Below are 26375 nucleotides of genomic sequence, written 5' to 3'. Positions count from 1 at the left end.
TTAATTAATTGTCAATAAAATTGTTTTAAAACTATTTAGTGTTATTGAATATAGAAATAAATATTTTTTGAAAAAATAGTTTAAAAAAAATGAGTTTACATTTTAAACAAAAAATTGTTAATAATATTTTTATATTAACTCGATAAAAATTTAAATTTTAAAAAAATATTTTTAATATTTTTTTTATTTTAATGGTTTTATTTTATTAAAAATTTCACAAAGTAAGTTAAATCTTAAGTACATAAGTCTAAATTTAGATTTTCTACATTTATTTACTAAAATTTTGAATCTTTTCAATCAAGCAAAGACATGTTCAACTTTAATTCTAATTTTAGATACAATCTTATTGTATTTTCTTTCTTGTTTAGTTAATTTTTTATTTTTAGTTCTTTTAATTGGTATTATTGTATTTTTATAAATATTTTGTATACCTTGATATCCTAAATCACCAATAATTATTGTTTTTTCTGAAAATTCAAGATTTGAATTTTTTAATATTTGAAAATCATGCACTTTACCATTATCAGCAAAAATATCAACAATTTTTTTATTAAAAAAATCATATACAATTTAAAATTTTATAGAATACATTCAACTTTTACCAGAAAAATATTCTAACTGTAGTTTTTTTTAGTTGGTCTTTCAATTTCAATCTCAGTTGAATCAATTAAATAAAATTGAAATTCATTTGAATTTTCTTGTTTTTTATCAATTTTTAATTTATATCTTTCTTTTAAAAATTGGTAATCTTTGTGGTTACTAAGTTTATTTTCTACTCAAGTAATATTTCGAAAACAACTTGATGGGCTCATTTTAGATTTAATACTCATTTGAAAAAAAGTATAATATTCTTTTCAGTATAATAAAGTCATCATTAATCTTTCTTCTACTGAAAGTTTATTTTTTCGACCTTTATTTTTTTCTAATTTTTCTATTTCAATTAATTTTTCTAACATTTCATTAAAATGAAAACGTTTTATACCAAAATATCTGTAAAATTCTTCATTTTTTAATTTTTTTAAATTTTCAAAAATCATTTTTATCAACACTTTTCTAAATTTATTGTTAATAACAAAATTATAAAATAAATTTTAAAATTATTAATTGACTTTTAAAAAATTTAATTACGGAATATGTCTATTGAAGAAGCAAATGAAGATTTACTAATATCCATTTTTATTTCTCTCTTTCTAATCTATGAAAAATATCCTTCTGATTAATATAATTTAATAAAAAACTAATATAAATAAAAAATACTTATATTAGTAATGAACATATATTAAATTATTAATAATACTATCACAAATATTGATTTTAATAAAATTTAATATTTCATTTTATTACTAAAATAATTTCTTATAATAAATATTACAAATAAAGTAATTTCTCGTTTACAAAAAAATATTAGATATAATACTTGTAAACTAAAGATATAGTTTTGACCTATTGTTTTATTTTTTAACAAATAGGTTTTTATTTTAAAAGGGGGACAAAATGAAAACAATTAAAAAAGAACAAATATTTACTAACAAAGCATATTTAATAAATTATGAAACTGTAGAAAAAATTAAAAAACAATTACTAAATTTAAAAGGAGAAAAAATAAAACTTATTGAAAAAAGTGAGAAAATTGAAAAAGAAATTAATAATTATCAAAAAACCATTCAATTTTGAATTAAACAAAATAAAGAAATAGAAGATAAAGTATTTCAATTTAATATTCAAATCTATAAATTAAAGGAACAAAAAATTAACAAAATTAAAAATTTTTTTATTAATCTTTTTTCATTTGGAAAAATAAATAAAAATAAAAGTATTAATAATTTAATTGAAACAGAAGAAATAAATTGTGAATTATTTAAAAAAACAAAATTAAATAATCAACAAAAAATTAATATTTTAAATTCAAATTATATTGAAAAACAAACAAAATACGCAAATTTAATAACTAATATTAATCAAATAACTGAATATGAAAACAAATTATTAGAAGATAAAAATAATTTGTTAAATAATAATAATAATTTATTAATTGATTTAATAAATCAAAAAGAACAGCAAGAAAAAGAAACAATTGTCGAAGTCAATGAGCAAATAGTTGAACAATTTGAATCAAAAATATTTCAACTTAGTGAAAAAATTTGTGATTTGGAAAATCAATTATTATCTAACAGTAGTGATGAAGGCTTTAATTCAAAATCTACATCAACAGATTCTTTAAATTCAGATATTTCAGTACCTCTAAAAATACAACCAAAACCACAAATATCTAACCCTATTAATAAACAAAAAGAAAAAGACATCCCTTGAGAACAAACACTACGTAAATATGAAAATGATATTCCAACAAAAAATTATAAGCAAAGAATAAAGCCAACTAATTCAAGAATAGTAAAATTTTAAAAATTAAATATATTTAAATAAATTTTCAATCTTTAGAAATTAGCAATATCAACTTTATCTTTTGCTTTTGGTATATCAATTACTGGTGGAGATTCTGGATATACTTTATTCATACTACTTGCTAAATTTCTTACTCATTTACCACGATGATAAATAAATAAAGAAATAATCATTTTAATAACATCACAAGAACGCATAATAGCATAAATATAAACAATATCTAAAGGACTATAATGTACCTCAATAAATAAAATTAATATTGAAAAACATCAAGTAAAACAACTATCAACAAGTAAAACAGTAATTGCTAAGCCACCAGCACGAAATGCATAAATACAAGTATACAAAATAGTATAAGCACTAAAAACTATGGCATCAACACGCATCATTCAACTAGAAATTCGTAAGGCTTCTGTTGTTGCATTAAATAATAATTGTGGTAAAAAAATGAAGATAAAACTAATAAGCCAGCAAAAAATAATGATACAAAAAAGCCTAACCTAATTAAATGTTTAGCATTATATTTAGCACCAATCAAATCATCGGCACCTAAACGATTGGCAATTAACACCGAAGAAGCAATACCAAATCCAATATATAAAGTATAGAACATGGTATTAATCGTGGAAGCAATTGCCGAACCACTTAATGCTTCAAAGCTTCATTGCGAAATTAATCTAATAATCATTGTCGTAGCAACTGCAAATAATAAATCATTTAACATTAATGACCATGTTTTAATTATAATTTTTTTAAATAAATCACCCCTAATCTTAAACATTTTCAAAACTTTTGGTTGAAATTCATATTTCTTTCATATAATAAAACTACTAATTAATGCCAACTGAGCAATTCTCGCTGTTAAAGTAGCAACTGCTGAACCTCGTGCTCCAATTCCTGCAACTGCACCAATACCATTAATTAATAATAAATTTAATAAAAAGTTAATAAATACTGAAACAAAAGCAAAGTTTATTCCTAACAATGGATAAGAAAAAACAATTCATTGATTATAATCAATACCTTGTGCTGTTGCTAAAGATGCTGAATGAAATTCATAATAACGTAAAATAATTTGTACAAATTGGGGATCGTTTTTATCAATATTATGAACATTCATAAAATCAATAAGTGAATTTTCATCAAAAGCATGATTATAATTTAAAATGTCCTTTAACTCATTAATATCATTAAGAGTTAATTCTTTAGCAGCACATAATTGATTAAATTTATCCAATGCACTACTAGGACTAGTAGTATAAGAAATTAAATATTCACCCACTGTATAAGATAAAATAATAACTATCACTCCAATTAAAAATCCAAAAATAATTCTCATTCTTACTGTTTGTCTTAAAGAACCATATCTTCCAGCGCCATAAAATTGAGCACCAAAAATACTAACACCGTTGATAAAACCTCCCATAACGGCATAAATAATAACAAAAATTTGATTAGAAGCAGTAACTCCCGAAACAGCAATTTGTCCTGCTGAATATTGCAAATGATAAAAATGTTCTAAACCATTATCTTTTCATCAACTTCAATTATCTCAAAGTCCTAATGAAGTAAAATATCCCTAATATGTTCATTCATTGGCTTTAAATCACTAATAAAACTATCCTTTAATTCTCCAACCATAATATTATCTAGTAAATTCATTGATGCTGATAATATTTGTTGCAATACTGCCGGAATAATAATCATTAATGCTAATAAATACCATTTTTTAGTAGCAAAAAAATTACTAATTTTATGTGGATTTGTGCTCTATTATTAATTTTAAATCCACTAATTTTCATAATTTCACCCTTATCATTAATTTGCTCTATATTATAATAATAATTTTACATCATTTAAGCAAAAATAATTGACATACATAATTTATAATGAGGTTTGAAATTTAATATATAAAAAATCAACATCTTTGATGTTGATTTTTTATAAAAGATACTAAACTGCTAAGTAAAATCTCTACGATTAAATACTAATCATGAAGCACTCAATAAACCAATACCAAGCAAAACATACACAGTCAATAAAACTGGAAAATTAAGAATTTTACTATTAGTTGCTTTATTGGTATCAACTTGATAATTTGTGTTAACTTTATTAAAACTAACTAAATAAGGATCTGCTGTCATAGCATACTCACTTGGATAAGCAAAGATTGAACTTTGTTCAGTCGATATTCCATCTCAAATATATTTTAATTGATAAAAAATATTTAAATAACGCATTGCTTTAACTTGTGATGTCTTAGTATTAAGAGCATCATATTGGGATTGAGAAAGAGATGTATTTAAACCCGTAATCATAAGATTTACTGAATAATCAACATTATTGCTACCAACACCATTTGATCTTTTGGGACCAAGGTTATCTAGTCCAACTTTTTTACCTGTCATTAATTCTTCAAAACTTTGTTCTTTTCATTGACGAAAAGCATTACTAATATTGTAAATATGAGTAACTAAGTCCTTAGGAGCATCAGTAGTTGGTGGAGTACTAGTACTACCATTCTTAATTGCTAATACTATTGTTTGTTCTTTTTGATAATCATAATTATTAGGATACTTAACTTCTTTAATATATGTATCGTAAATACTAAACATAGCCTTTTGAATAGATTCAATAGTAGTTGTTGGGTCTTTTCTATATACGTCATTAATTCAATCAATATCAGTTTTATCTAATTTAGCTTTTACATTATTATAAACTGCTAATGACTGTGAAACAACATAATATGTAGGATCTAATGTTACTAAACCATTAATTAATGTCGCAAAAATATTGAATAAAGCAGCCATTCCAATCATAATTGCAACTAAAGCCTTAGCATTTAAAATTAATGAAAATAAAATAGCAATTGAAGAAATAATTAAATCAAAAATAATAGCAACACCAAATAAAATTCATAAATAAGGAAATACCGCATTATAAATAGTTGAGCTACTAATGCCAGGAATAGCAATAACAAAACTAGCAATAAAAATAGATAAAAATAAATATAAAATAATTACCACTTGTAAAGATAATAACTTTTCAGTTCAAATTCTAGTTCTACTAACTGGCTTTGATACTAAAATCAATAAAGTACCATCATCAATTTCATCACGAAAAACTTGTGTTGCTTTAACTGAAATAAATACAAAAATCATAATTGATAAAAGTACCGAGAACGATAATACTTTTCATTGTGGTACATAAAAATTTAATGCTTGATCATAAGTTAATTGTTTTATTGCTTCAGAACCCACAAATAACGATATTAAAGACCAAGATAAAGCAAGAAAAATTAAAGTTATAATAAAAATAATTCAAGTTGAAGGAGTAGCAATCATCTTTTTAAAAGTATAACGAAATATTGGCATTATTTTTCTCCCTTCTTATTTTTATCATTAGCTTCCATAACAATTCGTTCATACATTGTTTGCAAATCAACAGTATATGGTTTTAAATAAGTAATGATGATATTAGCACTTAAAGCAATTGCTAATACTTCTGCAACTTGTGCTTCAGTTTTAATATTTACCAATAAACGATTTTCATTAACATCTACTGAAAATTTTTTATCTATTAATAACTTCATTAATTTATTATTGTTATTATTAGAACTTATTTCATATAATGAATCAGTTTTATTAACCAATCCTGTATAAACAACTTTACTATAATTTAAAACAGTAACTTCATCGGCTAAATTTTGTAATTCAGATAAAATATGTGATGAAATAAAAACAGTTTTACCTTGTTCACGAAGCTTTCTTAAATCATTAAACAATTCTGTTCTTGCTGTTGGATCAAGATTAGCGGCTGGTTCATCTAAAATTAAGACATCTGGATTATTTAATAGTGATTGTGCTAATAACACCTTTTTCTTCATACCCGAAGAATAAGCATTAGGGTTGCGTTTTTTAAATTTCCATAAATCTAATTCCTTTAAAATCATTTCTGTCTTTTCCTTAGCAATTTTATATTTCAAACCACTAATTTGTCCCATTGAAATTAAATAATCATAAGTAGTAATTCGTTTAGGAAATCTTGCAGCTTCTGGAATATAACCTACTTGTTTTTTTGCTTCAACTGTTCATGAACGCTTACCATGAATAATTAAATCACCGTGTGTTTCAACCATAGCGCTAATTAAACACTTAATAGTGCCACTTAGCCCTTTTTACTAGACCATTAATTTAAAAAACCTGAATGTATTCTAAAAACAATTGTGTTATATAATTAACACTAATTTTAACCTGAAAGGATTTTTATTAATGGATAAAATTAAACAAATAGCATTAGTAATTAACAAATTAAATATCAAAGAAAAAATTAAAATTATTGATGATTGTAAAAATCAATATTCAATTAGAAACCTATGTCAATATCTTCAATTAAACAGATCAACATATTACTTTTTAAAAAATAAACAAAAACCTATTAAAAAAGAAGAAAATCATATTATTAAATGCAATCATAAATATCAAAAAATATGCCAACTTTTAATCGAATTTCATTCTACAAGAAAAGGCAGAATTTATGGATATTTAAGAATTTTTTCAGCTTTTAAAGAGTGATTAAAACAAGAAAAAAATATCATTTTAAATATAGAATTATCAATAAAACAAATGCGAAAAATTATGAAAGAACACAATATTCAAGGATTAAAACAAACTAAAAATAACTATCCTAAAAACAAAAAAAATCCAAATAAGTGAATACCTACAATGGATAAAGTAAACAAAGATTATAAAAGTACAACCTCTTCAAATCAAATTTGATCAATGGACACTAAACAAATAAATACTAAAGAAGGATGATTATATCTTTTTGTAATTATTGATTTTTATTCAAATAATGTTGTTAGTTATAATATTGCTCCTAATAAATCATATCAGGATTTAATTCTTCCTGCTCTTGAAAAAATCAACAAACAATTTTCTTGAAATCAAGTAAAAAATGTTATTTTACATTCAGATAACGCCAACGAATTTTATTGTCAGGATATCACAAAATGAGCAGAGGATAAACAAATAATTTTAAGCAAAAAACAACCTTATGATATTGGTGGTAATGTATTATCTGAAAACTGATTTTCTCATTTATCTCAAGAATGACTACCTAAAGGATCAAATCAATATTTATCCATCAATGAAGCTATAAATGATGTAAATCAATATGTTATGTTTTATAATTATGAAAGAATACATTCTAAATTTCTAAAACCACCAATTTTACAAATTAAAATTTAGAATTTTATATCAAAAATGGTCCAGTAATTAAGGGCCAACCACCGCTTTAAATTTTTTAAACTGTTTAGTAAAATCACGAATTAAAACTGCATATTGAGCATCTTCGGGATTAACTATTACATTACGGTTATAATGATTACGTCAATTTTTAAAATATGATTTAATAAAATTTAGAAATTTATGTTTTTCTTTTGATTTAGCATTAACATCATCTTCAACTAAAGAACTATTAATAACTGGTGTTAATATTTCTTGTTTTTTCATAGGACATATTCCGTAATTAAATTTAATTAATTGTCAATAAAATTGTTTTAAAACTATTTAGTGTTATTGAATATAGAAATAAATATTTTTTGAAAAAATAGTTTAAAAAATGAGTTTACATTTTAAACAAAAAATTGTTAATAATATTTTTATATTAACTCGATAAAAATTTAAATTTTAAAAAAATATTTTTAATATTTTTTTTATTTTAATGGTTTTATTTTATTAAAAATTTCACAAAGTAAGTTAAATCTTAAGTACATAAGTTTAAATTTAGATTTTCTACATTTATTTACTAAAATTTTGAATCTTTTCAATCAAGCAAAGACATGTTCAACTTTAATTCTAATTTTAGATACAATCTTATTGTATTTTCTTTCTTGTTTAGTTAATTTTTTATTTTTAGTTCTTTTAATTGGTATTATTGTATTTTTATAAATATTTTGTATACCTTGATATCCTAAATCACCAATAATTATTGTTTTTTCTGAAAATTCAAGATTTGAATTTTTTAATATTTGAAAATCATGCACTTTACCATTATCAGCAAAAATATCAACAATTTTTTTATTAAAAAAATCATATACAATTTGAAATTTTATAGAATACATTCAACTTTTACCAGAAAAATATTCTAACTGTAGTTTTTTTAGTTGGTCTTTCAATTTCAATCTCAGTTGAATCAATTAAATAAAATTGAAATTCATTTGAATTTTCTTGTTTTTTATCAATTTTTAATTTATATCTTTCTTTTAAAAATTGGTAATCTTTGTGGTTACTAAGTTTATTTTCTACTCAAGTAATATTTCGAAAACAACTTGATGGGCTCATTTTAGATTTAATACTCATTTGAAAAAAAGTATAATATTCTTTTCAGTATAATAAAGTCATCATTAATCTTTCTTCTACTGAAAGTTTATTTTTTCGACCTTTATTTTTTTCTAATTTTTCTATTTCAATTAATTTTTCTAACATTTCATTAAAATGAAAACGTTTTATACCAAAATATCTGTAAAATTCTTCATTTTTTAATTTTTTTAAATTTTCAAAAATCATTTTTATCAACACTTTTCTAAATTTATTGTTAATAACAAAATTATAAAATAAATTTTAAAATTATTAATTGACTTTTAAAAAATTTAATTACGGAATATGTCCATTATATATTAATTTATAATTCAAAAATAAAAAAAATTAATAATTATAAAACATACTAAAAAAATAACAATTACTAAAAACCTATCACTAATTAAAATATCTGATTAATCATAGGTTTTTAATATAACTTTTTATATTCTTAATAAATCAATTGATTTACATCTTTATTATAATTTTTAATTTGATTTAAATAAAAAAAATAAACAAAACTGTTTATTTCATAATTTCACATATAATGGTGGGACTAAATGGACTTGAACCATCGACCTCACGCTTATCAAGCGTGCGCTCTAACCAGCTGAGCTATAGTCCCAAAAAGAGCAACAGAGATATTATATATTTGTTCAAGCACGATTGCAATATATAATAACAATATTTTATTTAATTTTTATTTAATATTCTTATAATAAAAATTTATATTTTTAAAAGTAAAAAAAATTTTTTGTATAATTTATTCATACAAGGTTTTTTATTAAGAGGGGATTCAGAATGACAAAGATTAAAATACATATCTTAAAAATTGAAAAATGAAATCAAAATTTAGGAAAAGAAGCAACACTAAATGATGATGATATAAAAGATATAAATGAGAATGAGAATATAGAGAAAATTAATGATGATATTATTGCAAAATCACCTACGTTTTCATAATCATATTTTTATTGTATATTTATTAAAATTTTTTAATAAAAAATACTAAATATGAATTAAGTAAAATGATATAATTTATATATAATTTACTTGTTAAATTATATAAGTTTGAGAGGTAAAAAAATGAATGGCAATAAAAATGAAATGAAAATAAAACTCAAAGAAATTTATTTATTAAAATATAAAACAAATCAAAGTGATGACATAAAATATAAAGCATTTGAAACATTAGAATTAGCAACACTATTTCATCTAAGTTTTAAAGAAATAGTAACAAAATTTGGATATCCTAATCGCGAAATTATTCACTATGAAATTATTGTAATACCATTTAATTTAGATGCAAGTAGAATATTGAATCAAATTAATAAATCAAAATAATATTAAGAAAATATTTGAATATTTTCTTAATATTATTCATTTATATAATTAATTAAAACTTTGCTTATACAATCAATAATTGTAAAAACAATATAAATTTGTTATCATTTTTACATAAAATAATATAGTTCTTAACTTATTATTTTTATTATCTAAAAATGTTTTTTTATATTTAAAGAGGTATCAAAATGAAAAAAGTTAAAATATTACAGTTAACAACTATAATATTATTTGCAATCACGGTTTTAATTACAATTACTGGTTTATACTTAATTTGATTTAGTAACTTTTATTTTAAATTCGATAATAAGGAACAATGTCATTCAAATTTTAAAGATGGATATACAATATTAAAACATTTTGGTTTAAGTTATACTATTAGCACTTCGGCAAGTTCTTTCTGTAACTTAAATCATTTTCCTGATAATTACTATCCTTGAATTCAATTACAGATTGGAGTTATCTTTTGTATAATTATCGTTCCAATTTTATTATATACAGTATTTCTATTCATAGTAATTATTTTTATTTTTAAAATAAAAGAAAAAAATAATATTTTTTGAGATGCAATCGAAAATTGTGAAATTATTAATAATTACTATGTTCATTAATTTTTATTAATATACTTTATCTTATTAATAATTTAAAAACTAAATATTTTCTAAATATTATAATATTTTTATTATAATGTTTTTTATTTTTTTAATAATTTTATTTTATTCTTTTAAAAAATAACTTCCCTTGATAATTTTGATTAGTTTTATCACTATAGTTTTTGCTTCCAATATATAAATTATTATCTGCAAGTAATAAACTTACTACCGCACCATAATCTTTATTTCAACCAAATACTTCAGTAAAAGTAATACCACCATCAGATGACTTATATAATCCACCTTTAAAAAATTTATTATCAATAACTTGAACTCTACTTCCAACATATAAATCATTATTAACAACAGCTAAACTTCAAATCTCACCATAATTTTTATTATTTCTTCAACCAATAGTTTCTGTTATTTTTTCTCCTTTAAGAGAAAGTTTAAATAGTCTACTTTCATATAGTTGATTTCTACTTCCAATATATAAATCATTACCAAAAACTATTAAACTCCAAACTTCACCATTATTTTGATTTCATTTTTTGGGAGCGTGTCGAAGATGTCGATAACTAATCATTTTCAAAAATAAAAACTTTCTTTTTTTACCCTTGAATTAAAAATAAATGACAAAAGACGAGAATAAAAATCTTGTCTTTTTTTGTAATTGTAAAATTTTAAAATTTTTAATAACCCTCTTTAATACTATTATCAACACGTGTTAGGGAACTAAAAAAGTGAACTACAACACAGTTGTTAAAAATAGTAGCTAGAACATGTGGACTTGCATGGATAAATAAAAAGTGGAGTGATACCTAATAAAATATACTAACCATTAATGGTAATTCTTGGGGTGGGAGCGAATTGGAAACTAGTATATATAGACCTGTTGTAGGGACCTATTGTATTAATTCTATTCTTTATTTAACCAACCTTGCCACTCCCCAGTGAGCAAGTGTTGGTTTTATTTTTTATTTTTTTTGAAAAATTTTTTGGGCGAGAAAATAAATTTCAAACTTGTAAAAAAAATTGAGCGGTGCCGGTTCAATTAAAATATTAATTTATTAAACATAAATTAAATAAATATTGAATCGAATGCCTCGATTTCTTTTTAAAATTTCACAATTTATTTTTGAGCCCAGTTTTCATGGAATGAATAAAACGAATAGTAGTATTATTAATAACCTAAAAATCAAAATATATGTTCTTTATGCTAGAAGCAACAGAACATATTAGGAAAGGATTATTATGGTAATAGAAATTCTTGATTATGAAGCACTAAGAAAGATTGATAAAAAAATTAAAAAAAGAAGAAAAAGATGTGTTGAATGTAATGAATTATATGAAGATGACAAAATCCAAATGCTTTATCGCTTTAAAACAGAATTAGAATCAGAACAACATAATATTAGAAAATTTGAAGATGATTATGATATTGCTGAACATTTAGATTATACAAACCCATATGGATATGTTTGTAATTGATGTAGAAGTGATTAATTATGCAAAAAAAGTATTTTTGTTGAACTTGTAAACAACATAAATTAGATTATTTATTCTTTAATACTAATGATATAAAAACAAGAAAATATTTTTTAAGAGATAAAAATAGTAAAGCAATTTGTTATGACTGTATTTTAAATATTAGGTTAAGTAGGAGGTATAAATATGAATAAAGAAAAATTAATTACTGAATTAAGAAATAGTATATATCTTGGGAAAATAGATACATGTTGTTCTGGAAATCTAAATAAAATAATTATAAAAATTAAAAATGGTGAATTTGATTGATAATGCAATATGAATTAATTATTGGTATTGACCCAGCAGGAATAGGTAGTAATGGAATGGTTATATATTCAAGTGAAACTAATAATATTGTTTTTAATGAAACATTTAATACATTAACTGTTTTATGAACTAAAAATATGTATAAAGAAAAAATGCAATTAATTAAAGAAAAATTTATTGATAAAAAAATATTAGTTATTGTAGAAAATTTCTTTTTAAGTTCAAAACAATTATTAACTAATCCATTAGCAACACCTAAAATTATTGGTGCATTAATGGTATTAGTACAAGATGTTTTCAACTGAGATTATCTAGAAAACCACCCAAAAAATAAAAATAAAATAACAAATTATAAAGGAAATATAAAATTAACAAAACATGAACAAGATGCTTATAAGCATATTCAATATTATTTAAAAAATCATAAAAAAATATTAATTTTTGATAATTATTTAAGGAAATTATAAAAATGAAAGATAAAGAAAATTATGTAAAATTAACAGTAAAACTGAGTAACACTATTGAAGCAAAATATTACGAAAAAGGTAATAAGGAATTATATTATAGTGTTCGTGGTCAATGAAATGGATTAAATTATGTTACTTTAATTTTTAATAAACCAAAACTTTATAACCGATGTATTTTATTAAACAAAAACGATGAAATTATTGTAACTGGTCAAATCTTTAACACTTTAAACATTCCTAAAAATCGTGCATTTTGTTCAATCAATGTTAAATGATTTAAAAAATGAAAAGAGTAAAAAATGATATTATGAAAAATTTTATTAATAGCACCAATATTAATAACAAGTATAACACTAATAATATTTTTAATTTATATAATTAAAGATTTAAAAAATGAATATAAAATATTGAAAATAATAAGTGAAATTTCTAATCAAATTAAAAATAAGGAGAATAATTAATGATAATATTACCTACTTTGTTTGAAAATAAAGATGAAATTGAAATATTATCACCATTTCCAAAAGCAATTCATACAAGTAATGATATTAGAGCAATTATTTTAAGACAATACCCAAATGTTAAATCAAAACACATAATTGTTTCTGATCCCGAAAGTAATGTTGCATTAATAGTTGGTGATAATGATGTTTATCAAGGTTGAATTAAAGTAACAATTAAAAAATTAGAAAATTAAAGGAGATTAAAATGCCAAATATAGAAAATCAATCAAATTATACTTTAACTAAATTAATTAGAACTGGTATAAGTCCAATTTGTGCAATGATAGGTACAAGTGCTTATTATGGTCAAGTAATAGATAGTCCATTATTAGGTTCAATTAATAGTTTATTATTTGGTAAAAAATTAGGTTTAGATATATGAAATTTAAATCAAAGACCAAATACAAAAACTAAATTAATTAATAGTTCTAAAAAAATTATTTTAGGTTTAGGAACAATTGGTTTAGCAAATTATAGTAAATGAACAGAAAATAATATTAATCCTATTATTCCAATAACACCAATTCCAATAACTACTACAACCACAACAGAAGGTCCGCCATGATTACTATTAAATAAACAAGAACATCAGTCATTAATGGATTGAGATACTTATATTTCATTAAATACTTATGGTATTTCAAATCTTATTAGTGGATTAACTGAGTTAATACCTAATAAATTTGAAGCAATAAGAAAAATTTGTAATATGGCAACTGGTGGTTGTTTAATATCAAGTGGGGTTGCTATGGGTATTAATAATGATTTTATGAATGCTTATGCAGTACCTACTATTATTGCTGGTGCAAGTGAAATAATCCATAATTTACTACCTATGGAAACTACAAATCATATTCAAGAAATGCAAGAAACATCATTTAATGATGAAACTGCAAGATTAGTAAATGATAATAGATTCAGAATTAATAGTGAAACAACTAGTCAATACGGTAGTGATAATATGAGCAAAGTAGCATTAAATCACGATAATGCTTCATTAAATTGAGATTATAATCACATGAGTTTATAAAGGAGGTGAGTAATTTATGAATAAAGAAAAATTAATTGAATATTATAATCACGAAATAAAAACACATAAAGAAAGGATGGAACAATTAAATAAAGAAATTTCTTTATTAGTAACTATTATAAGTAATTCACAATCAATGATTGAAAGAATTAATGGTGGGCAATTTGATGAATAATTAGAAAAATTAAAAATTGAAAGGAAAATATTCAAATGAAAGAATTTTTACATGAATTAATAATTATTGGAACAAGTGTTGGAACATTAATTTGCAGAGAAATTATTGTTTTATTAAAAAGATTTATCACAACTCCAAAACATGTTAGAGCAAATAACAAAATTATAAAACATCAAAAAAAATTAGCAAAATTAAACGAAAAAATTAATAAAGGAGAAAAATAATATGACAAAAATTGAATTTAATGAAAAATATAGAAAACAAGATATCAGTATTGATAGAGATTTTGATTTACATATTGATAATTGTTTTAAATTTTCTGATATTGATACATTAGAAAACGCAGTTAATGATTATAAAAAATTAATAAGTGAAATGCCACAATTAGTTAAAGATTGATTATTGGGATAAGATTAGGAGAATGTTAAATGTTAGAAAATGAAAATAATGTTCAACAAACAACTGAACCTTTAAATGAAAATAATGCTCAACAAGAAATAGAAAATAAAGTTAATGAAGCAGAAAATAAGTTAAATAAACTTAATCAAGAAATTAAAGAAAAAGAAATGATTAATATATTTAAAAAATATCAAGTTAAAACTGAATTTTATGATTTTTTAAAATTTAAAACAAGTAATATAGAAAATTCAAAAATTGAAGAAACTATTAAAAAAATGATTAAAGAACAACCGGTATTTAAACAAACAATTAATACAGGTGGCAATAAACAAATAATTATTAATAATAAAACAAATGATAAAGAAAATTTTTTAATTAATTATAAAAAGAAAAATTATTTATAAACGAAAGGAAGAAATAAAATGTCAGTACCATTTAATCAAAATTTAGACAATACAGAGAGATTAGTAGAAGCACCAGAATTTATAGAGTTTTTTAAAATTTCAAATAGTCCATGGGCAAACTTTTTTCCTACTGAAATTGTTGACTCAGTAAATATTGAATTTATTGTTAAAAAACCAAAAAAACCGGAAGTAAAAATTATTGCTTGGGATGATAAAAGTAAAAGATATGAATTACCATATGTTGATACAGATAAAATTAGTAAAAAAATAACTAAAAAATATCTTGCAGGAGAAATTATTGCAGATGTAGATTTAAAAGCAAATAATGGACAAAATTTATTAGATAGTATGCAATATGAAGTTGCAAATGATTTAGCAGATAAATTAGCAATTGATGATACACAAACAATTGCAAAATTTGCTACTAAAATTGATATTGAAGATACAACACCAGTAGGCTATTTAAAATCGATGTTATCTGCTTGAAATACTTTGTTTCAATTTAGAAACATTGCAAATAGTAAATTTTTTATTACTAATGGTCTTTATGATAGTTTAGTTTATTTAGCTGATAATAAAGGTTTAATTACCGATAATCAGTTAGCACAACAATTACGTTTAAATGGAAATAATTTATATGTAAAAGGTGTATTATGTGAAATCGTTCTTGATGACTATATGATTTTTACTAATGATAAAAATGAACAACAATTAATGACCTTTATTTTAGCAACACCAAGAGCGATGAAAAGATACATGATAGAAAATACAGTTATTTATGTAGATTTTATTAAAGATGATAAAGCAGGAAGAGCATATAAAGTTGCTGGTGAAGTTGTTGGAGAAGCAATACCATATATTTCTAATAATGAAACAACATCAAGATGAATGTTATGTGGAGTTATTAAAACAGAAAAAAATGATTTAAAAACTAAAATTACAGTTTTAACAACAAATATTACTGCAAATGTTAATAACAATAACAATGAATTAAATACACAAATAAAAAGTATTAATGAACTTAAATCATTAAATCCAAATTTAACAAATCCAACTATTAAATATTTTAGTGATGCACAAGGAAAAACTAATGTAAGTAATCAAAAACAAAAAGCGGGTGACTTATACATAGTTATTTCTTCAAATGTTAATGATTTAAATTATAAAGGTTCAACAAATCCAATTAAAATAACTCTTAAATAAAGGAAATTAAATGCCATGCCAATTGGTACAACTAGTACAGCAATACTTTTAAACATAAATAAACCAAAACATACTAGAACAAGTAACCAACAAGAAAATAAAAGTTTTTGATGAGAAATTTTAGAAATGATTGGTGTACAAGTAATTGCAGTAGCACTTGCTCCTTTTACTGGCGGATTAAGTGAAAGTGTAGCCCTTGGATTAGGTGCAAGTGATTTTATTGCAAGTACTATTAATTTTGGTATTTATGCTACAACTGATTTTACTATTAATCAAGTTTATGATTATTTAAAAGGAAATGTAACAAAATTAAATACTTTCTTAAATTTATTACCTGCATTTGCTGGACTTAATAAAATTAGTCGTGGTTATCGTACTACTAAATTTATTAAACTAGCACAAGAAACTAAAACATTAGAACAAGTTGGTATTAAAGAAGCCAAAAATTTACAAGAAGTTATTAGTCAAGTAAGTGGAAAAGAAATTTTAACAGATAAAATTATTGGTAATAAACGTTATTTAATGAATTATAGTTTTACTCCTAATCGTGAAACAGTATTACGAGATTTAGGTTATGTTGCTGAAAGACAATATAAAAATAATTTTCAAAAATTAGAAACACAAAAGTTAAAAGAACACTTATTATTACAAAATACATTAATAAAATTAAGTCCACAATTAACTCCTAAATTTAAAATTAAAGATATTGAAAAAGCAAATAACTTTTTAAAAAAATTTAATACTGATTTAAAAAAAGTACTATCTATGAATCAGCATGATTGATTAAATTTAGTTCATACAATACATACAGAAAATAGATATGGAAAAACTTTAATTTTAGATTTACAAAAAATTCGTGCTAATGCTATTAAATTTAATTTTAAAAATAATGTTATTCATCAACTTGTTTTAAAAGCAAATCAAAGTTTTAAATATTTTGATATTAGATTTTATTTAAAAAAAGGTTTAAATAAATTTTGAAAAGATACACCATATTTTGAAAAAATAAGAGAAAGTATATATAAATTACAAGAAAAATTTGAAAAGTTAGAAAAACAAGCATTTGAAAAAATTAATAAATTAAAAGAAAAAGTAACTGATTTATTTACTAGTGCAAAAAAAAGAGCAATTAAACATGCACAATTAATTCCATTAAATTCACCAGTATTTATGGGTTGTAAAATTCAACCTTTGTCATTAGATAAATGTGCAATTACCATTTATCATCGCAATCCTAAATATAAACCAATTACAGTTGTTGATAGTATTCTTAAAGCAAAAACTTTTGTTACTCAAATACATCCATTTCATTGATATCGTTGATATAGTGGTTGATACATTGGTTATGGAGTAAATCATAATAAATGATTAAAAGCAATAGCATTTGCTCCGCCAGTTGTTCAAGAAGTAATTAAAGATAGTTTTAAAGTATATAGAGAAATATTTAGAATAATAAGAACTTATCATAAAGTAGTAAATGTTATTAATAATCCTATTGAAAATATTAACAAATCATTTAAAAATGTTGGTTTAAAATTTTCAGTAAATACTTTATTTGGTACTGGATTATTACATCATTTAGAAAAGTTTGCATATAGTCAAGTTGTAGCAAAAAGTAAGAAAAAATTAAAAAAAGGCAAAAATAAAATACAAAAAGAAATTGAACATATAACACATAAAAAAACAAAAAAACATACTCATCATTATAAACAAGCATTTTTTAAGGAATGATAAATTATGATTAATAAACTTTGAACTGATGTCAGTCTTGAAAATTATAATAACTGATATCCATTAACTGGAAAAATTACAGAAACACCACAGCAATATATAAAAACATGACCAAATGTTAATGATTGATTTAAAACTTTTGCTATTCGCGCGCAAAATGATATTAATGCTTATCTTGATTTTATTTTATCTAAATTTCCTTTTGATAGTTTTAAAGATGAATTAATTAAAGAAACATTAAGAGATATGGTTTATGTTATGGTTGAACATTGAGTATTTAATCGTACACCAATTGAATTTAATGTTGATGCTACTATTCAATTTAATAATGGTACTCAATTTAGTGCAAATAGTACTCCTACGATTAATGTTTGAGATTTAGCACCTAGTAGAATGAAAATATGAGCAAGATTAACAGAATTAAAACAAATATTTTCAAGTTATAATGATGATGAAATAGATGTTGAAAAAATTGACTTAAAAGCATTTTATACTAGAAATCAAGTTGATGAATTAATTGAACAACAAAAAGAATTTACATTATCAAAACAAATTAAATTATATGATGATTTAGTTGATGATAATGAAAATGAAATATATAGAGGTCCTGTTAGTAAATTTATTAATAAAGGTTATGTTGCAACAGATTATGATAAAGAAACTGAAACAATGATTTTAGATTGACCTGATGAAATTGGAACATTACCACCCGAAGCATTACAAAATAATCCACAAATTGGTGATTATACACATGCACCAACTTGTGATTTTTCTGCTAAACAACAAAAACGAATTACTACAAATGAAAATGAAATTACCAAATTAAATAATGAATTAATTAAAGCAAATGAAAATATTAATGATGTTAAAAATAATTGATTTAATATTGAAACTAGTCCCTTATGAAAAAAAGTTGAAAATAATAATATAGAAACATTTAAATGATATTTTATTAAAATCATTTATCAATATTCAACAGAAAATAATTTTATGAAATTTTATAAAGTAATTAAAATTTATTTAAATAATGTTTTTAATGAATTTGAATTGTTAAATGTTGATTCCATGACGTATAGTGAACAAATCCAAAATAAAAAAATTTTAAATACCGGAACTATTTACTATAACAATAGAAATAAAAAATTTAGTGGTGGAGGTAATTCTTACCCTGAACGTGGAAAAATTAACTTAATTGGTGATATAGAAGAAATATATCAATATATAGGAAAAGGTGCACCAACTGAATTTATAGCAGAAGAAAGTACTGAACGTGATTATTATACAAAACTAGAAACTAATAATTTATTAGATAAAAAACAAGATAAATTAATTGCTGGTACTAATATAACTATTGATGAAAATAATAAAATTAGCGCTACTGGTGGTAAAGTAGATTTATCTGATTATTATAAAAAATCTGTTTTTATGAAAGGATATTTTACATATAAAGATGATAGAGACCAATTATGAATAAATGATGTTTCAAATAGTTCTCTTGCTATTTCATTATTACTTAATAATAGATATGATAGATTAGAAACTACTAATAAAACTATTGTTGGTGCTGTTAATGAAATAAATAAAAAACAAGTTAAAGAAAATTGAAAAGTAATAGGTAAAAGTATAAATAATCGTAAATATGGTGATTTTAATCTTGCTTTTAATACTCTTTATAGAGTAATTATTACATGGGAATCTCCACCATTTCATCAAGTAAATACAAGAATAACAGTAGAATTTAAAACAGGTAATTATTTAGGTGGAATACATGGAAGTAAAATATTTCTTACAAAAGGTTTAATTAATAATGAAGAAGGTATTTTATATTTACAATTATTAGATATTAATAAATGACAATTAATTTTAGAAGGTGGAAATGAAAAATATGCAAATATTTTTTCATTAGAAGAATTACAAAATACAGTTAAAGTAGATATTATTCAACCTATAAAAATTACAAGTCATACTTTAAAAATAAATGAATTAAAAAATAATGAGATTAATATTGAATTACCAAATACTCCAACACCAAGTCCAAATATTTCACAATGAAAAGAAGTAGGAGAAATTATAACAGATAAAAAAAATAAGGGAGGTTCCCAAAAAAGTAGGAAGATGAATTACTAGATAAATAAATTCTTTTCAAAATTACCATTTCAAAATGATGATAGACAAATTAAATTCTCTTTTACCCTTAAATTTATATTCGACGTATTTTAAAAAATATAGATTTTATAAGATAAAATAAAAATTATTATCAAAGGAAAAAGACAAGAAATAATCTTGTCTTTTTTTGTAATTGTAAAATTTTAAAATTTTTAATAACCCTCTTTAATACTATTATCAACACGTGTTAAGGAACTAAAAAAGTGAACTACAACACAGTTGTTAAAAATAGTAGCTAGCATGTGGACTTGCATGGATAAATAAAAAGTGGAGTGATACCTAATAAAATATACTAACCATTAATGGTAATTCTTGGGGTGGGAGCGAATTGGAAACTAGTATATATAGACCTGTTGTAGGGACCTATTGTATTAATTCTATTCTTTATTTAACCAACCTTGCCACTCCCCAGTGAGCAAGTGTTGGTTTTATTTTTTATTTTTTTTTAAAAAATTTTTTTGGGCGAGAAAATAAATTTCAAACTTGTAAAAAAAATTGAGCGGTGCCGGTTCAATTAAAATATTAATTTGTTTAACACAAATTAAATAAATATTGAATCGAATGCCTCGATTTCTTTTTAAAATTTCACAATTTATTTTTGAGCCCAGAATTACTGGAATGAATAAAACGAATAGTAGTATTATTAATAACCTAAAAATCAAAATATATGTTCTTTATGCTAGAAGCAACAGAACATATTAGGAAAGGATTATTATGGTAATAGAAATTCTTGATTATGAAGCACTAAGAAAGATTGATAAAAAAATTAAAAAAAGAAGAAAAAGATGTGTTGAATGTAATGAATTATATGAAGATGACAAAATCCAAATGCTTTATCGCTTTAAAACAGAATTAGAAGCAGAACAACATGATATTAGAAAATTTGAAGATGATTATGATATTGATGAACATTTGGATTATACAAAACCATTTGGATATGTTTGTGATTGATGTAGAAGTGATTAATTATGAAAAAAAAGTATTTTTGTTGAACTTGTAAACAACATAAATTAGATTATTTATTCTTTAATACTAATGATATAAAAACAAGACAAAACTTTTTAAGAGACAAAAATAATAAAGCAATTTGTTATGACTGTATTTTAAATGTTAGATTAAGTAGGAGATATAAATATGAATAAACAAAAAATATTTTCTTATAAAGACCAAGAAATTATTAATAAATATAATAAAAAACGTAATCAAGAAATAACAGAAGAACATTTAAATAATATAGAAAAATTAAAAGAAGATTTTAAAAAAGAAATAATTAATGAATATAAAGAAAAATTAATTAAAGAATTAGAAAAAATAATGTTAGATAAAAATTTGTATCGTGCTGATTCATCATTATTTAATGAATTAAATATTTTATTAGTAAAAATAAAAAATGGTGAATTTGATAATGACTAGATGTATTACATGTAAAAGTTTAACTGAAAATACTACTGGAATTTGTGATTCTCCATACCATAATTCTTTTAATAAAGCAAAATTCATTACATATTTAGAAAATAAAATTGAAAATGATGGATATAGAAGTGCAAATGTTGATGCCATATATTATTCATTAATTAAAAAAATCGATAATGGTGAATTTGAATAATAATGCAATATGACTTAATTATTGGTATTGACCCAGCAGGAATAGGTAGTAATGGAATGGTTATATATTCAAGTGAAACTAATAATATTGTTTTTAATGAAACATTTAATACATTAACTGTTTTATGAACTAAAAATATGTATAAAGAAAAAATGCAATTAATTAAAGAAAAATTTATTGATAAAAAAATATTAGTTATTGTAGAAAATTTCTTTTTAAGTTCAAAACAATTATTAACTAATCCATTAGCAACACCTAAAATTATTGGTGCATTAATGGTATTAGTACAAGATGTTTTCAACTGAGATTATCTAGAAAACCACCCAAAAAATAAAAATAAAATAACAAATTATAAAGGAAATATAAAATTAACAAAACATGAACAAGATGCTTATAAGCATATTCAATATTATTTAAAAAATCATAAAAAAATATTAATTTTTGATAATTATTTAAGGAAATTATAAAAATGAAAGATAAAGAAAATTATGTCAAATTAACAGTAAAACTGAGTAACACTATTGAAGCAAAATATTACGAAAAAGGTAATAAGGAATTATATTATAGTGTTCGTGGTCAATGAAATGGATTAAATTATGTTACTTTAATTTTTAATAAACCAAAACTTTATAACCGATGTATTTTATTAAACAAAAACGATGAAATTATTGTAACTGGTCAAATCTTTAACACTTTAAACATTCCTAAAAATCGTGCATTTTGTTCAATCAATGTTAAATGATTTAAAAAATGAAAAGAGTAAAAAATGATATTATGAAAAATTTTATTAATAGCACCAATATTAATAACAAGTATAACACTAATAATATTTTTAATTTATATAATTAAAGATTTAAAAAATGAATATAAAATATTGAAAATATTAAGTGAAATTTCTAATCAAATTAAAAATAAGGAGAATAATTAATGATAATATTACCTACTTTGTTTGAAAATAAAGATGAAATTGAAATATTATCACCATTTCCAAAAGCAATTCATACAAGTAATGATATTAGAGCAATTATTTTAAGACAATACCCAAATGTTAAATCAAAACACATAATTGTTTCTGACCCCGAAAGTAATGTTGCATTAATAGTTGGTGATAATGATGTTTATCAAGGTTGAATTAAAGTAACAATTAAAAAATTAGAAAATTAAAGGAGATTAAAATGCCAAATATAGAAAATCAATCAAATTATACTTTAACTAAATTAATTAGAACTGGTATAAGTCCTATTTGTGCAATGATTGGTACAAGTGCTTATTATGGTCAAGTAATTGCTAATCCAATATTAGGTTCAATTAATAGTTTATTATTTGGTAAAAAATTAGGTTTAGATATTTGAAATTTAAATCAAAGACCAAATACTAAAACTAAATTAATTAATAGTTCTAAAAAAATAGCATTAGGATTAGGAACAATTGGTTTAGCAAATTATAGTAAATGAACAGAAAATAATATTAATCCTATTATTCCAATAACACCAATTCCAATAACTACTACAACCACAACAGAAGGTCCGCCATGATTACTATTAAATAAACAAGAACATCAGTCATTAATGGATTGAGATACTTATATTTCATTAAATACTTATGGTATTTCAAATCTTATTAGTGGATTAACTGAGTTAATACCTAATAAATTTGAAGCAATAAGAAAAATTTGTAATATGGCAACTGGTGGTTGTTTAATATCAAGTGGGGTTGCTATGGGTATTAATAATGATTTTATGAATGCTTATGCAGTACCTACCATAGTTGCTGGTGCAAGTGAAATAATCCATAATTTATTACCTATTGAAACTACAAATCATATTCAAGAAATGCAAGAAACATCATTTAATGATGAAACTGCAAGATTAGTAAATGATAATAGATTCACAATTAATAGTGAAACAACTAGTCAATACGGTAGTGATAATATGAGCAAAGTAGCATTAAATCACGATAATGCTTCATTAAATTGAGATTATAATCACATGAGTTTATAAAGGAGGTGAGTAATTTATGAATAAAGAAAAATTAATTGAATATTATAATCACGAAATAAAAACACATAAAGAAAGGATGGAACAATTAAATAAAGAAATTTCTTTATTAGTAACTATTATAAGTAATTCACAATCAATGATTGAAAGAATTAATGGTGGGCAATTTGATGAATAATTAAAAAAATTAAAAATTGAAAGGAAAATATTCAAATGAAAGAATTTTTACATGAATTAATAATTATTGGAACAAGTGTTGGAACATTAATATGCAGAGAAATTATTGTTTTATTAAAAAGATTTATCACAACTCCAAAACATGTTAGAGCAAATAACAAAATTATAAAACATCAAAAAAAATTAGCAAAATTAAACGAAAAAATTAATAAAGGAGAAAAATAATATGACAAAAATTGAATTTAATGAAAAATATAGAAAACAAGATATCAGTATTGATAGAGATTTTGATTTACATATTGATAATTGTTTTAAATTTTCTGATATTGATACATTAGAAAACGCAGTTAATGATTATAAAAAATTAATAAGTGAAATGCCACAATTAGTTAAAGATTGATTATTGGGATAAGATTAGGAGAATGTTAAATGTTAGAAAATGAAAATAATGTTCAACAAACAACTGAACCTTTAAATGAAAATAATACTCAACAAGAAATAGAAAATAAAGTTAATGAAGCAGAAAATAAGTTAAATAAACTTAATCAAGAAATTAAAGAAAAAGAAATGATTAATATATTTAAAAAATATCAAGTTAAAACTGAATTTTATGATTTTTTAAAATTTAAAACAAGTAATATAGAAAATTCAAAAATTGAAGAAACTATTAAAAAAATGATTAAAGAACAACCAGTATTTAAACAAACAATTAATACAGGTGGTAATAAACAAATAATTATTAATAATAAACCAAATGATAAAGAAAATTTTTTAATTAATTATAAAAAGAAAAATTATTTATAAACGAAAGGAAGAAATAAAATGTCAGTACCATTTAATCAAAATTTAGACAATACAGAGAGATTAGTAGAAGCACCAGAATTTATAGAGTTTTTTAAAATTTCAAATAGTCCATGGGCAAACTTTTTTCCTACTGAAATTGTTGACTCAGTAAATATTGAATTTATTGTTAAAAAACCAAAAAAACCGGAAGTAAAAATTATTGCTTGGGATGATAAAAGTAAAAGATATGAATTACCATATGTTGATACAGATAAAATTAGTAAAAAAATAACTAAAAAATATCTTGCAGGAGAAATTATTGCAGATGTAGATTTAAAAGCAAATAATGGACAAAATTTATTAGATAGTATGCAATATGAAGTTGCAAATGATTTAGCAGATAAATTAGCAATTGATGATACACAAGCAATTGCAAAATTTGCTACTAAAATCGATATTGAAGATACAACACCAGTAGGCTATTTAAAATCAATGTTATCTGCTTGAAATACTTTGTTTCAATTTAGAAACATTGCAAATAGTAAATTTTTTATTACTAATGGTCTTTATGATAGTTTAGTTTATTTAGCTGATAATAAAGGTTTAATTACCGATAATCAGTTAGCACAACAATTACGTTTAAATGGAAATAATTTATATGTAAAAGGTGTATTATGCGAAATCGTTCTTGATGACTATATGATTTTTACTAATGATAAAAATGAACAACAATTAATGACCTTTATTTTAGCAACACCAAGAGCGATGAAAAGATACATGATAGAAAATACAGTTATTTATGTAGATTTTATTAAAGATGATAAAGCAGGAAGAGCATATAAAGTTGCTGGTGAAGTTGTTGGAGAAGCAATACCATATATTTCTAATAATGAAACAACATCAAGATGAATGTTATGTGGAGTTATTAAAACAGAAAAAAATGATTTAAAAACTAAAATTACAGTTTTAACAACAAATATTACTGCAAATGTTAATAACAATAACAATGAATTAAATACACAAATAAAAAGTATTAATGAACTTAAATCATTAAATCCAAATTTAACAAATCCAACTATTAAATATTTTAGTGATGCACAAGGAAAAACTAATGTAAGTAATCAAAAACAAAAAGCGGGTGACTTATACATAGTTATTTCTTCAAATGTTAATGATTTAAATTATAAAGGTTCAACAAATCCAATTAAAATAACTCTTAAATAAAGGAAATTAAATGC

41 protein-coding genes and 1 tRNA gene are annotated in these 26375 nt (G+C 22.2%); 31 read left to right on the top strand and 11 right to left on the bottom strand.

Annotated features, from left to right (window positions below; all coding sequences use genetic code 4):
• Window positions 1-183: 183 nt before the first annotated feature.
• A complete protein-coding gene (locus tag AAHM89_RS02375) occupies window positions 184-570 on the bottom strand; it encodes a transposase family protein (protein ID WP_342267295.1) in 387 nt (128 codons plus the stop codon).
• 44 nt (window positions 571-614) lie between these two features.
• Complete coding sequence (locus tag AAHM89_RS02370; protein WP_339045912.1) at window positions 615-1037, bottom strand: transposase family protein; 423 nt, start codon at window positions 1035-1037, stop codon at window positions 615-617.
• Between the two features lie 457 nt (window positions 1038-1494).
• On the opposite strand from AAHM89_RS02370, the gene AAHM89_RS02365 reads away from it, so the two are divergent.
• A complete protein-coding gene (locus AAHM89_RS02365) occupies window positions 1495-2403 on the top strand; it encodes a hypothetical protein (RefSeq protein ID WP_342266834.1) in 909 nt (302 codons plus the stop codon).
• A gap of 32 nt (window positions 2404-2435) precedes the next feature.
• Here the strand turns inward: AAHM89_RS02365 and AAHM89_RS02360 are convergent, their stop codons facing one another.
• From AAHM89_RS02360 to AAHM89_RS02345, 4 genes are all read right to left on the bottom strand, one after another.
• Complete coding sequence (locus AAHM89_RS02360; protein ID WP_342266833.1) at window positions 2436-2792, bottom strand: hypothetical protein; 357 nt, start codon at window positions 2790-2792, stop codon at window positions 2436-2438.
• Window positions 2771-3907 (bottom strand): MATE family efflux transporter, encoded by a 1137-nt coding sequence (locus AAHM89_RS02355; protein ID WP_342266832.1) that lies wholly within the window; start codon window positions 3905-3907, stop codon window positions 2771-2773. Before AAHM89_RS02355 ends, AAHM89_RS02360 begins: the two co-directional genes overlap by 22 nt.
• A gap of 457 nt (window positions 3908-4364) precedes the next feature.
• Window positions 4365-5777 carry an ABC transporter permease gene (locus AAHM89_RS02350; protein ID WP_342266831.1) on the bottom strand — a complete coding sequence of 471 codons (1413 nt, stop codon included), beginning with the start codon at window positions 5775-5777 and terminating at the stop codon, window positions 4365-4367.
• Window positions 5777-6541, bottom strand: coding sequence for an ABC transporter ATP-binding protein (locus AAHM89_RS02345; protein ID WP_342266830.1), 765 nt, complete (start codon window positions 6539-6541; stop codon window positions 5777-5779). Before AAHM89_RS02345 ends, AAHM89_RS02350 begins: the two co-directional genes overlap by 1 nt.
• Before the next feature lie 133 nt (window positions 6542-6674).
• Between AAHM89_RS02345 and AAHM89_RS02340 the strand changes: the two genes are divergently transcribed.
• Window positions 6675-7652 (top strand): IS3 family transposase, encoded by a 978-nt coding sequence (locus tag AAHM89_RS02340; RefSeq protein ID WP_342265776.1) that lies wholly within the window; start codon window positions 6675-6677, stop codon window positions 7650-7652.
• A 27-nt stretch (window positions 7653-7679) separates the two neighbouring features.
• Here AAHM89_RS02340 and AAHM89_RS02335 read toward each other — a convergent pair whose 3' ends face one another.
• From AAHM89_RS02335 to AAHM89_RS02320, 4 genes are all read right to left on the bottom strand, one after another.
• The gene (locus AAHM89_RS02335) at window positions 7680-7916 is read right to left on the bottom strand and encodes a hypothetical protein (protein WP_342266829.1); all 237 of its coding nucleotides are present in this window, start codon (window positions 7914-7916) and stop codon (window positions 7680-7682) included.
• 203 nt (window positions 7917-8119) lie between these two features.
• Complete coding sequence (locus AAHM89_RS02330; protein WP_342266828.1) at window positions 8120-8527, bottom strand: transposase family protein; 408 nt, start codon at window positions 8525-8527, stop codon at window positions 8120-8122.
• Between the two features lie 7 nt (window positions 8528-8534).
• On the bottom strand, window positions 8535-8972 hold the full coding sequence (locus AAHM89_RS02325; RefSeq protein ID WP_339046404.1) for a transposase family protein: 438 nt from the start codon (window positions 8970-8972) through the stop codon (window positions 8535-8537).
• Between the two features lie 338 nt (window positions 8973-9310).
• A tRNA-Ile gene (locus AAHM89_RS02320) sits at window positions 9311-9387 on the bottom strand.
• Between the two features lie 176 nt (window positions 9388-9563).
• On the opposite strand from AAHM89_RS02320, the gene AAHM89_RS02315 reads away from it, so the two are divergent.
• Together AAHM89_RS02315 and AAHM89_RS02310 are read left to right on the top strand one after the other, a co-directional pair.
• A complete protein-coding gene (locus AAHM89_RS02315) occupies window positions 9564-9725 on the top strand; it encodes a hypothetical protein (RefSeq protein ID WP_252319474.1) in 162 nt (53 codons plus the stop codon).
• 123 nt (window positions 9726-9848) lie between these two features.
• Window positions 9849-10106: a hypothetical protein gene (locus AAHM89_RS02310; RefSeq protein ID WP_281748997.1), complete on the top strand. Its 258-nt coding sequence runs from the start codon at window positions 9849-9851 to the stop codon at window positions 10104-10106.
• Window positions 10107-10817: 711 nt separating this feature from the next.
• Here AAHM89_RS02310 and AAHM89_RS02305 read toward each other — a convergent pair.
• A complete protein-coding gene (locus AAHM89_RS02305) occupies window positions 10818-11285 on the bottom strand; it encodes a hypothetical protein (protein WP_342266827.1) in 468 nt (155 codons plus the stop codon).
• Window positions 11286-11953: 668 nt separating this feature from the next.
• Between AAHM89_RS02305 and AAHM89_RS02300 the strand changes: the two genes are divergently transcribed.
• The 27 genes from AAHM89_RS02300 to AAHM89_RS02170 all read left to right on the top strand — a co-directional run bounded on the left by AAHM89_RS02300 (window position 11954) and on the right by AAHM89_RS02170 (window position 26361).
• On the top strand, window positions 11954-12205 hold the full coding sequence (locus AAHM89_RS02300) for a hypothetical protein (RefSeq protein WP_342266826.1): 252 nt from the start codon (window positions 11954-11956) through the stop codon (window positions 12203-12205).
• 168 nt (window positions 12206-12373) lie between these two features.
• Window positions 12374-12499 carry a hypothetical protein gene (locus tag AAHM89_RS02295; RefSeq protein WP_342266825.1) on the top strand — a complete coding sequence of 42 codons (126 nt, stop codon included), beginning with the start codon at window positions 12374-12376 and terminating at the stop codon, window positions 12497-12499.
• Window positions 12499-12963 (top strand): hypothetical protein, encoded by a 465-nt coding sequence (locus AAHM89_RS02290; RefSeq protein ID WP_338978835.1) that lies wholly within the window; start codon window positions 12499-12501, stop codon window positions 12961-12963. Before AAHM89_RS02295 ends, AAHM89_RS02290 begins: the two co-directional genes overlap by 1 nt.
• Before the next feature lie 2 nt (window positions 12964-12965).
• Window positions 12966-13259 carry a hypothetical protein gene (locus tag AAHM89_RS02285; protein WP_342265856.1) on the top strand — a complete coding sequence of 98 codons (294 nt, stop codon included), beginning with the start codon at window positions 12966-12968 and terminating at the stop codon, window positions 13257-13259.
• Window positions 13260-13262: 3 nt separating this feature from the next.
• On the top strand, window positions 13263-13424 hold the full coding sequence (locus AAHM89_RS02280) for a hypothetical protein (protein WP_342266824.1): 162 nt from the start codon (window positions 13263-13265) through the stop codon (window positions 13422-13424).
• On the top strand, window positions 13424-13660 hold the full coding sequence (locus tag AAHM89_RS02275) for a hypothetical protein (protein ID WP_174480108.1): 237 nt from the start codon (window positions 13424-13426) through the stop codon (window positions 13658-13660). The genes AAHM89_RS02280 and AAHM89_RS02275 overlap by 1 nt, the downstream gene beginning before the upstream one ends.
• An 11-nt stretch (window positions 13661-13671) precedes the next feature.
• Window positions 13672-14496 carry a hypothetical protein gene (locus AAHM89_RS02270; protein ID WP_342266823.1) on the top strand — a complete coding sequence of 275 codons (825 nt, stop codon included), beginning with the start codon at window positions 13672-13674 and terminating at the stop codon, window positions 14494-14496.
• Between the two features lie 16 nt (window positions 14497-14512).
• The gene (locus AAHM89_RS02265) at window positions 14513-14671 is read left to right on the top strand and encodes a hypothetical protein (protein ID WP_174480221.1); all 159 of its coding nucleotides are present in this window, start codon (window positions 14513-14515) and stop codon (window positions 14669-14671) included.
• Window positions 14672-14706: 35 nt separating this feature from the next.
• A complete protein-coding gene (locus tag AAHM89_RS02260) occupies window positions 14707-14895 on the top strand; it encodes a hypothetical protein (RefSeq protein WP_174481134.1) in 189 nt (62 codons plus the stop codon).
• 1 nt (window position 14896) lies between these two features.
• Entirely contained in the window at window positions 14897-15082 is a 186-nt protein-coding gene (locus AAHM89_RS02255) for a hypothetical protein (RefSeq protein ID WP_281748210.1), read from the top strand.
• A 17-nt stretch (window positions 15083-15099) separates the two neighbouring features.
• On the top strand, window positions 15100-15474 hold the full coding sequence (locus AAHM89_RS02250; protein ID WP_342266492.1) for a hypothetical protein: 375 nt from the start codon (window positions 15100-15102) through the stop codon (window positions 15472-15474).
• Window positions 15475-15492: 18 nt separating this feature from the next.
• The gene (locus AAHM89_RS02245) at window positions 15493-16677 is read left to right on the top strand and encodes a hypothetical protein (RefSeq protein WP_342266822.1); all 1185 of its coding nucleotides are present in this window, start codon (window positions 15493-15495) and stop codon (window positions 16675-16677) included.
• Between the two features lie 15 nt (window positions 16678-16692).
• Window positions 16693-18411 carry a hypothetical protein gene (locus tag AAHM89_RS02240; RefSeq protein ID WP_342266821.1) on the top strand — a complete coding sequence of 573 codons (1719 nt, stop codon included), beginning with the start codon at window positions 16693-16695 and terminating at the stop codon, window positions 18409-18411.
• Between the two features lie 3 nt (window positions 18412-18414).
• The gene (locus AAHM89_RS02235; RefSeq protein WP_342266820.1) at window positions 18415-20535 is read left to right on the top strand and encodes a hypothetical protein; all 2121 of its coding nucleotides are present in this window, start codon (window positions 18415-18417) and stop codon (window positions 20533-20535) included.
• Window positions 20536-21288: 753 nt separating this feature from the next.
• Window positions 21289-21540, top strand: coding sequence for a hypothetical protein (locus AAHM89_RS02230; protein ID WP_342266495.1), 252 nt, complete (start codon window positions 21289-21291; stop codon window positions 21538-21540).
• Window positions 21541-21708: 168 nt separating this feature from the next.
• Window positions 21709-21987, top strand: a complete 279-nt coding sequence (locus AAHM89_RS02225) for a hypothetical protein (protein WP_342265862.1) — start codon at window positions 21709-21711, stop codon at window positions 21985-21987.
• Window positions 21980-22180 (top strand): hypothetical protein, encoded by a 201-nt coding sequence (locus tag AAHM89_RS02220; protein ID WP_342266773.1) that lies wholly within the window; start codon window positions 21980-21982, stop codon window positions 22178-22180. Before AAHM89_RS02225 ends, AAHM89_RS02220 begins: the two co-directional genes overlap by 8 nt.
• Before the next feature lie 2 nt (window positions 22181-22182).
• Window positions 22183-22647, top strand: coding sequence for a hypothetical protein (locus AAHM89_RS02215; protein WP_342266774.1), 465 nt, complete (start codon window positions 22183-22185; stop codon window positions 22645-22647).
• Window positions 22648-22649: 2 nt separating this feature from the next.
• Window positions 22650-22943, top strand: a complete 294-nt coding sequence (locus AAHM89_RS02210; protein ID WP_342265856.1) for a hypothetical protein — start codon at window positions 22650-22652, stop codon at window positions 22941-22943.
• 3 nt (window positions 22944-22946) lie between these two features.
• A complete protein-coding gene (locus AAHM89_RS02205; protein ID WP_338978831.1) occupies window positions 22947-23108 on the top strand; it encodes a hypothetical protein in 162 nt (53 codons plus the stop codon).
• The gene (locus tag AAHM89_RS02200) at window positions 23108-23344 is read left to right on the top strand and encodes a hypothetical protein (protein WP_174480108.1); all 237 of its coding nucleotides are present in this window, start codon (window positions 23108-23110) and stop codon (window positions 23342-23344) included. The genes AAHM89_RS02205 and AAHM89_RS02200 overlap by 1 nt, the downstream gene beginning before the upstream one ends.
• Window positions 23345-23355: 11 nt before the next feature.
• Complete coding sequence (locus tag AAHM89_RS02195; protein WP_342266819.1) at window positions 23356-24180, top strand: hypothetical protein; 825 nt, start codon at window positions 23356-23358, stop codon at window positions 24178-24180.
• 16 nt (window positions 24181-24196) lie between these two features.
• Window positions 24197-24355 (top strand): hypothetical protein, encoded by a 159-nt coding sequence (locus AAHM89_RS02190; RefSeq protein ID WP_174480221.1) that lies wholly within the window; start codon window positions 24197-24199, stop codon window positions 24353-24355.
• A gap of 35 nt (window positions 24356-24390) precedes the next feature.
• Window positions 24391-24579, top strand: a complete 189-nt coding sequence (locus AAHM89_RS02185; RefSeq protein WP_174481134.1) for a hypothetical protein — start codon at window positions 24391-24393, stop codon at window positions 24577-24579.
• Window position 24580: 1 nt separating this feature from the next.
• On the top strand, window positions 24581-24766 hold the full coding sequence (locus AAHM89_RS02180) for a hypothetical protein (protein ID WP_281748210.1): 186 nt from the start codon (window positions 24581-24583) through the stop codon (window positions 24764-24766).
• Window positions 24767-24783: 17 nt separating this feature from the next.
• Window positions 24784-25158 carry a hypothetical protein gene (locus AAHM89_RS02175; protein ID WP_342266776.1) on the top strand — a complete coding sequence of 125 codons (375 nt, stop codon included), beginning with the start codon at window positions 24784-24786 and terminating at the stop codon, window positions 25156-25158.
• 18 nt (window positions 25159-25176) lie between these two features.
• Window positions 25177-26361: a hypothetical protein gene (locus AAHM89_RS02170; protein ID WP_342266770.1), complete on the top strand. Its 1185-nt coding sequence runs from the start codon at window positions 25177-25179 to the stop codon at window positions 26359-26361.
• Window positions 26362-26375: the final 14 nt, after the last annotated feature.

This window comes from Spiroplasma endosymbiont of Villa modesta, assembly GCF_964030925.1.
Taxonomy (GTDB): domain Bacteria; phylum Bacillota_I; class Bacilli_A; order Mycoplasmatales; family VBWQ01; genus Spiroplasma_E.
Note: the sequence above shows the minus strand (reverse complement) of the source record. Positions and strands in the feature narration are given on the sequence as shown.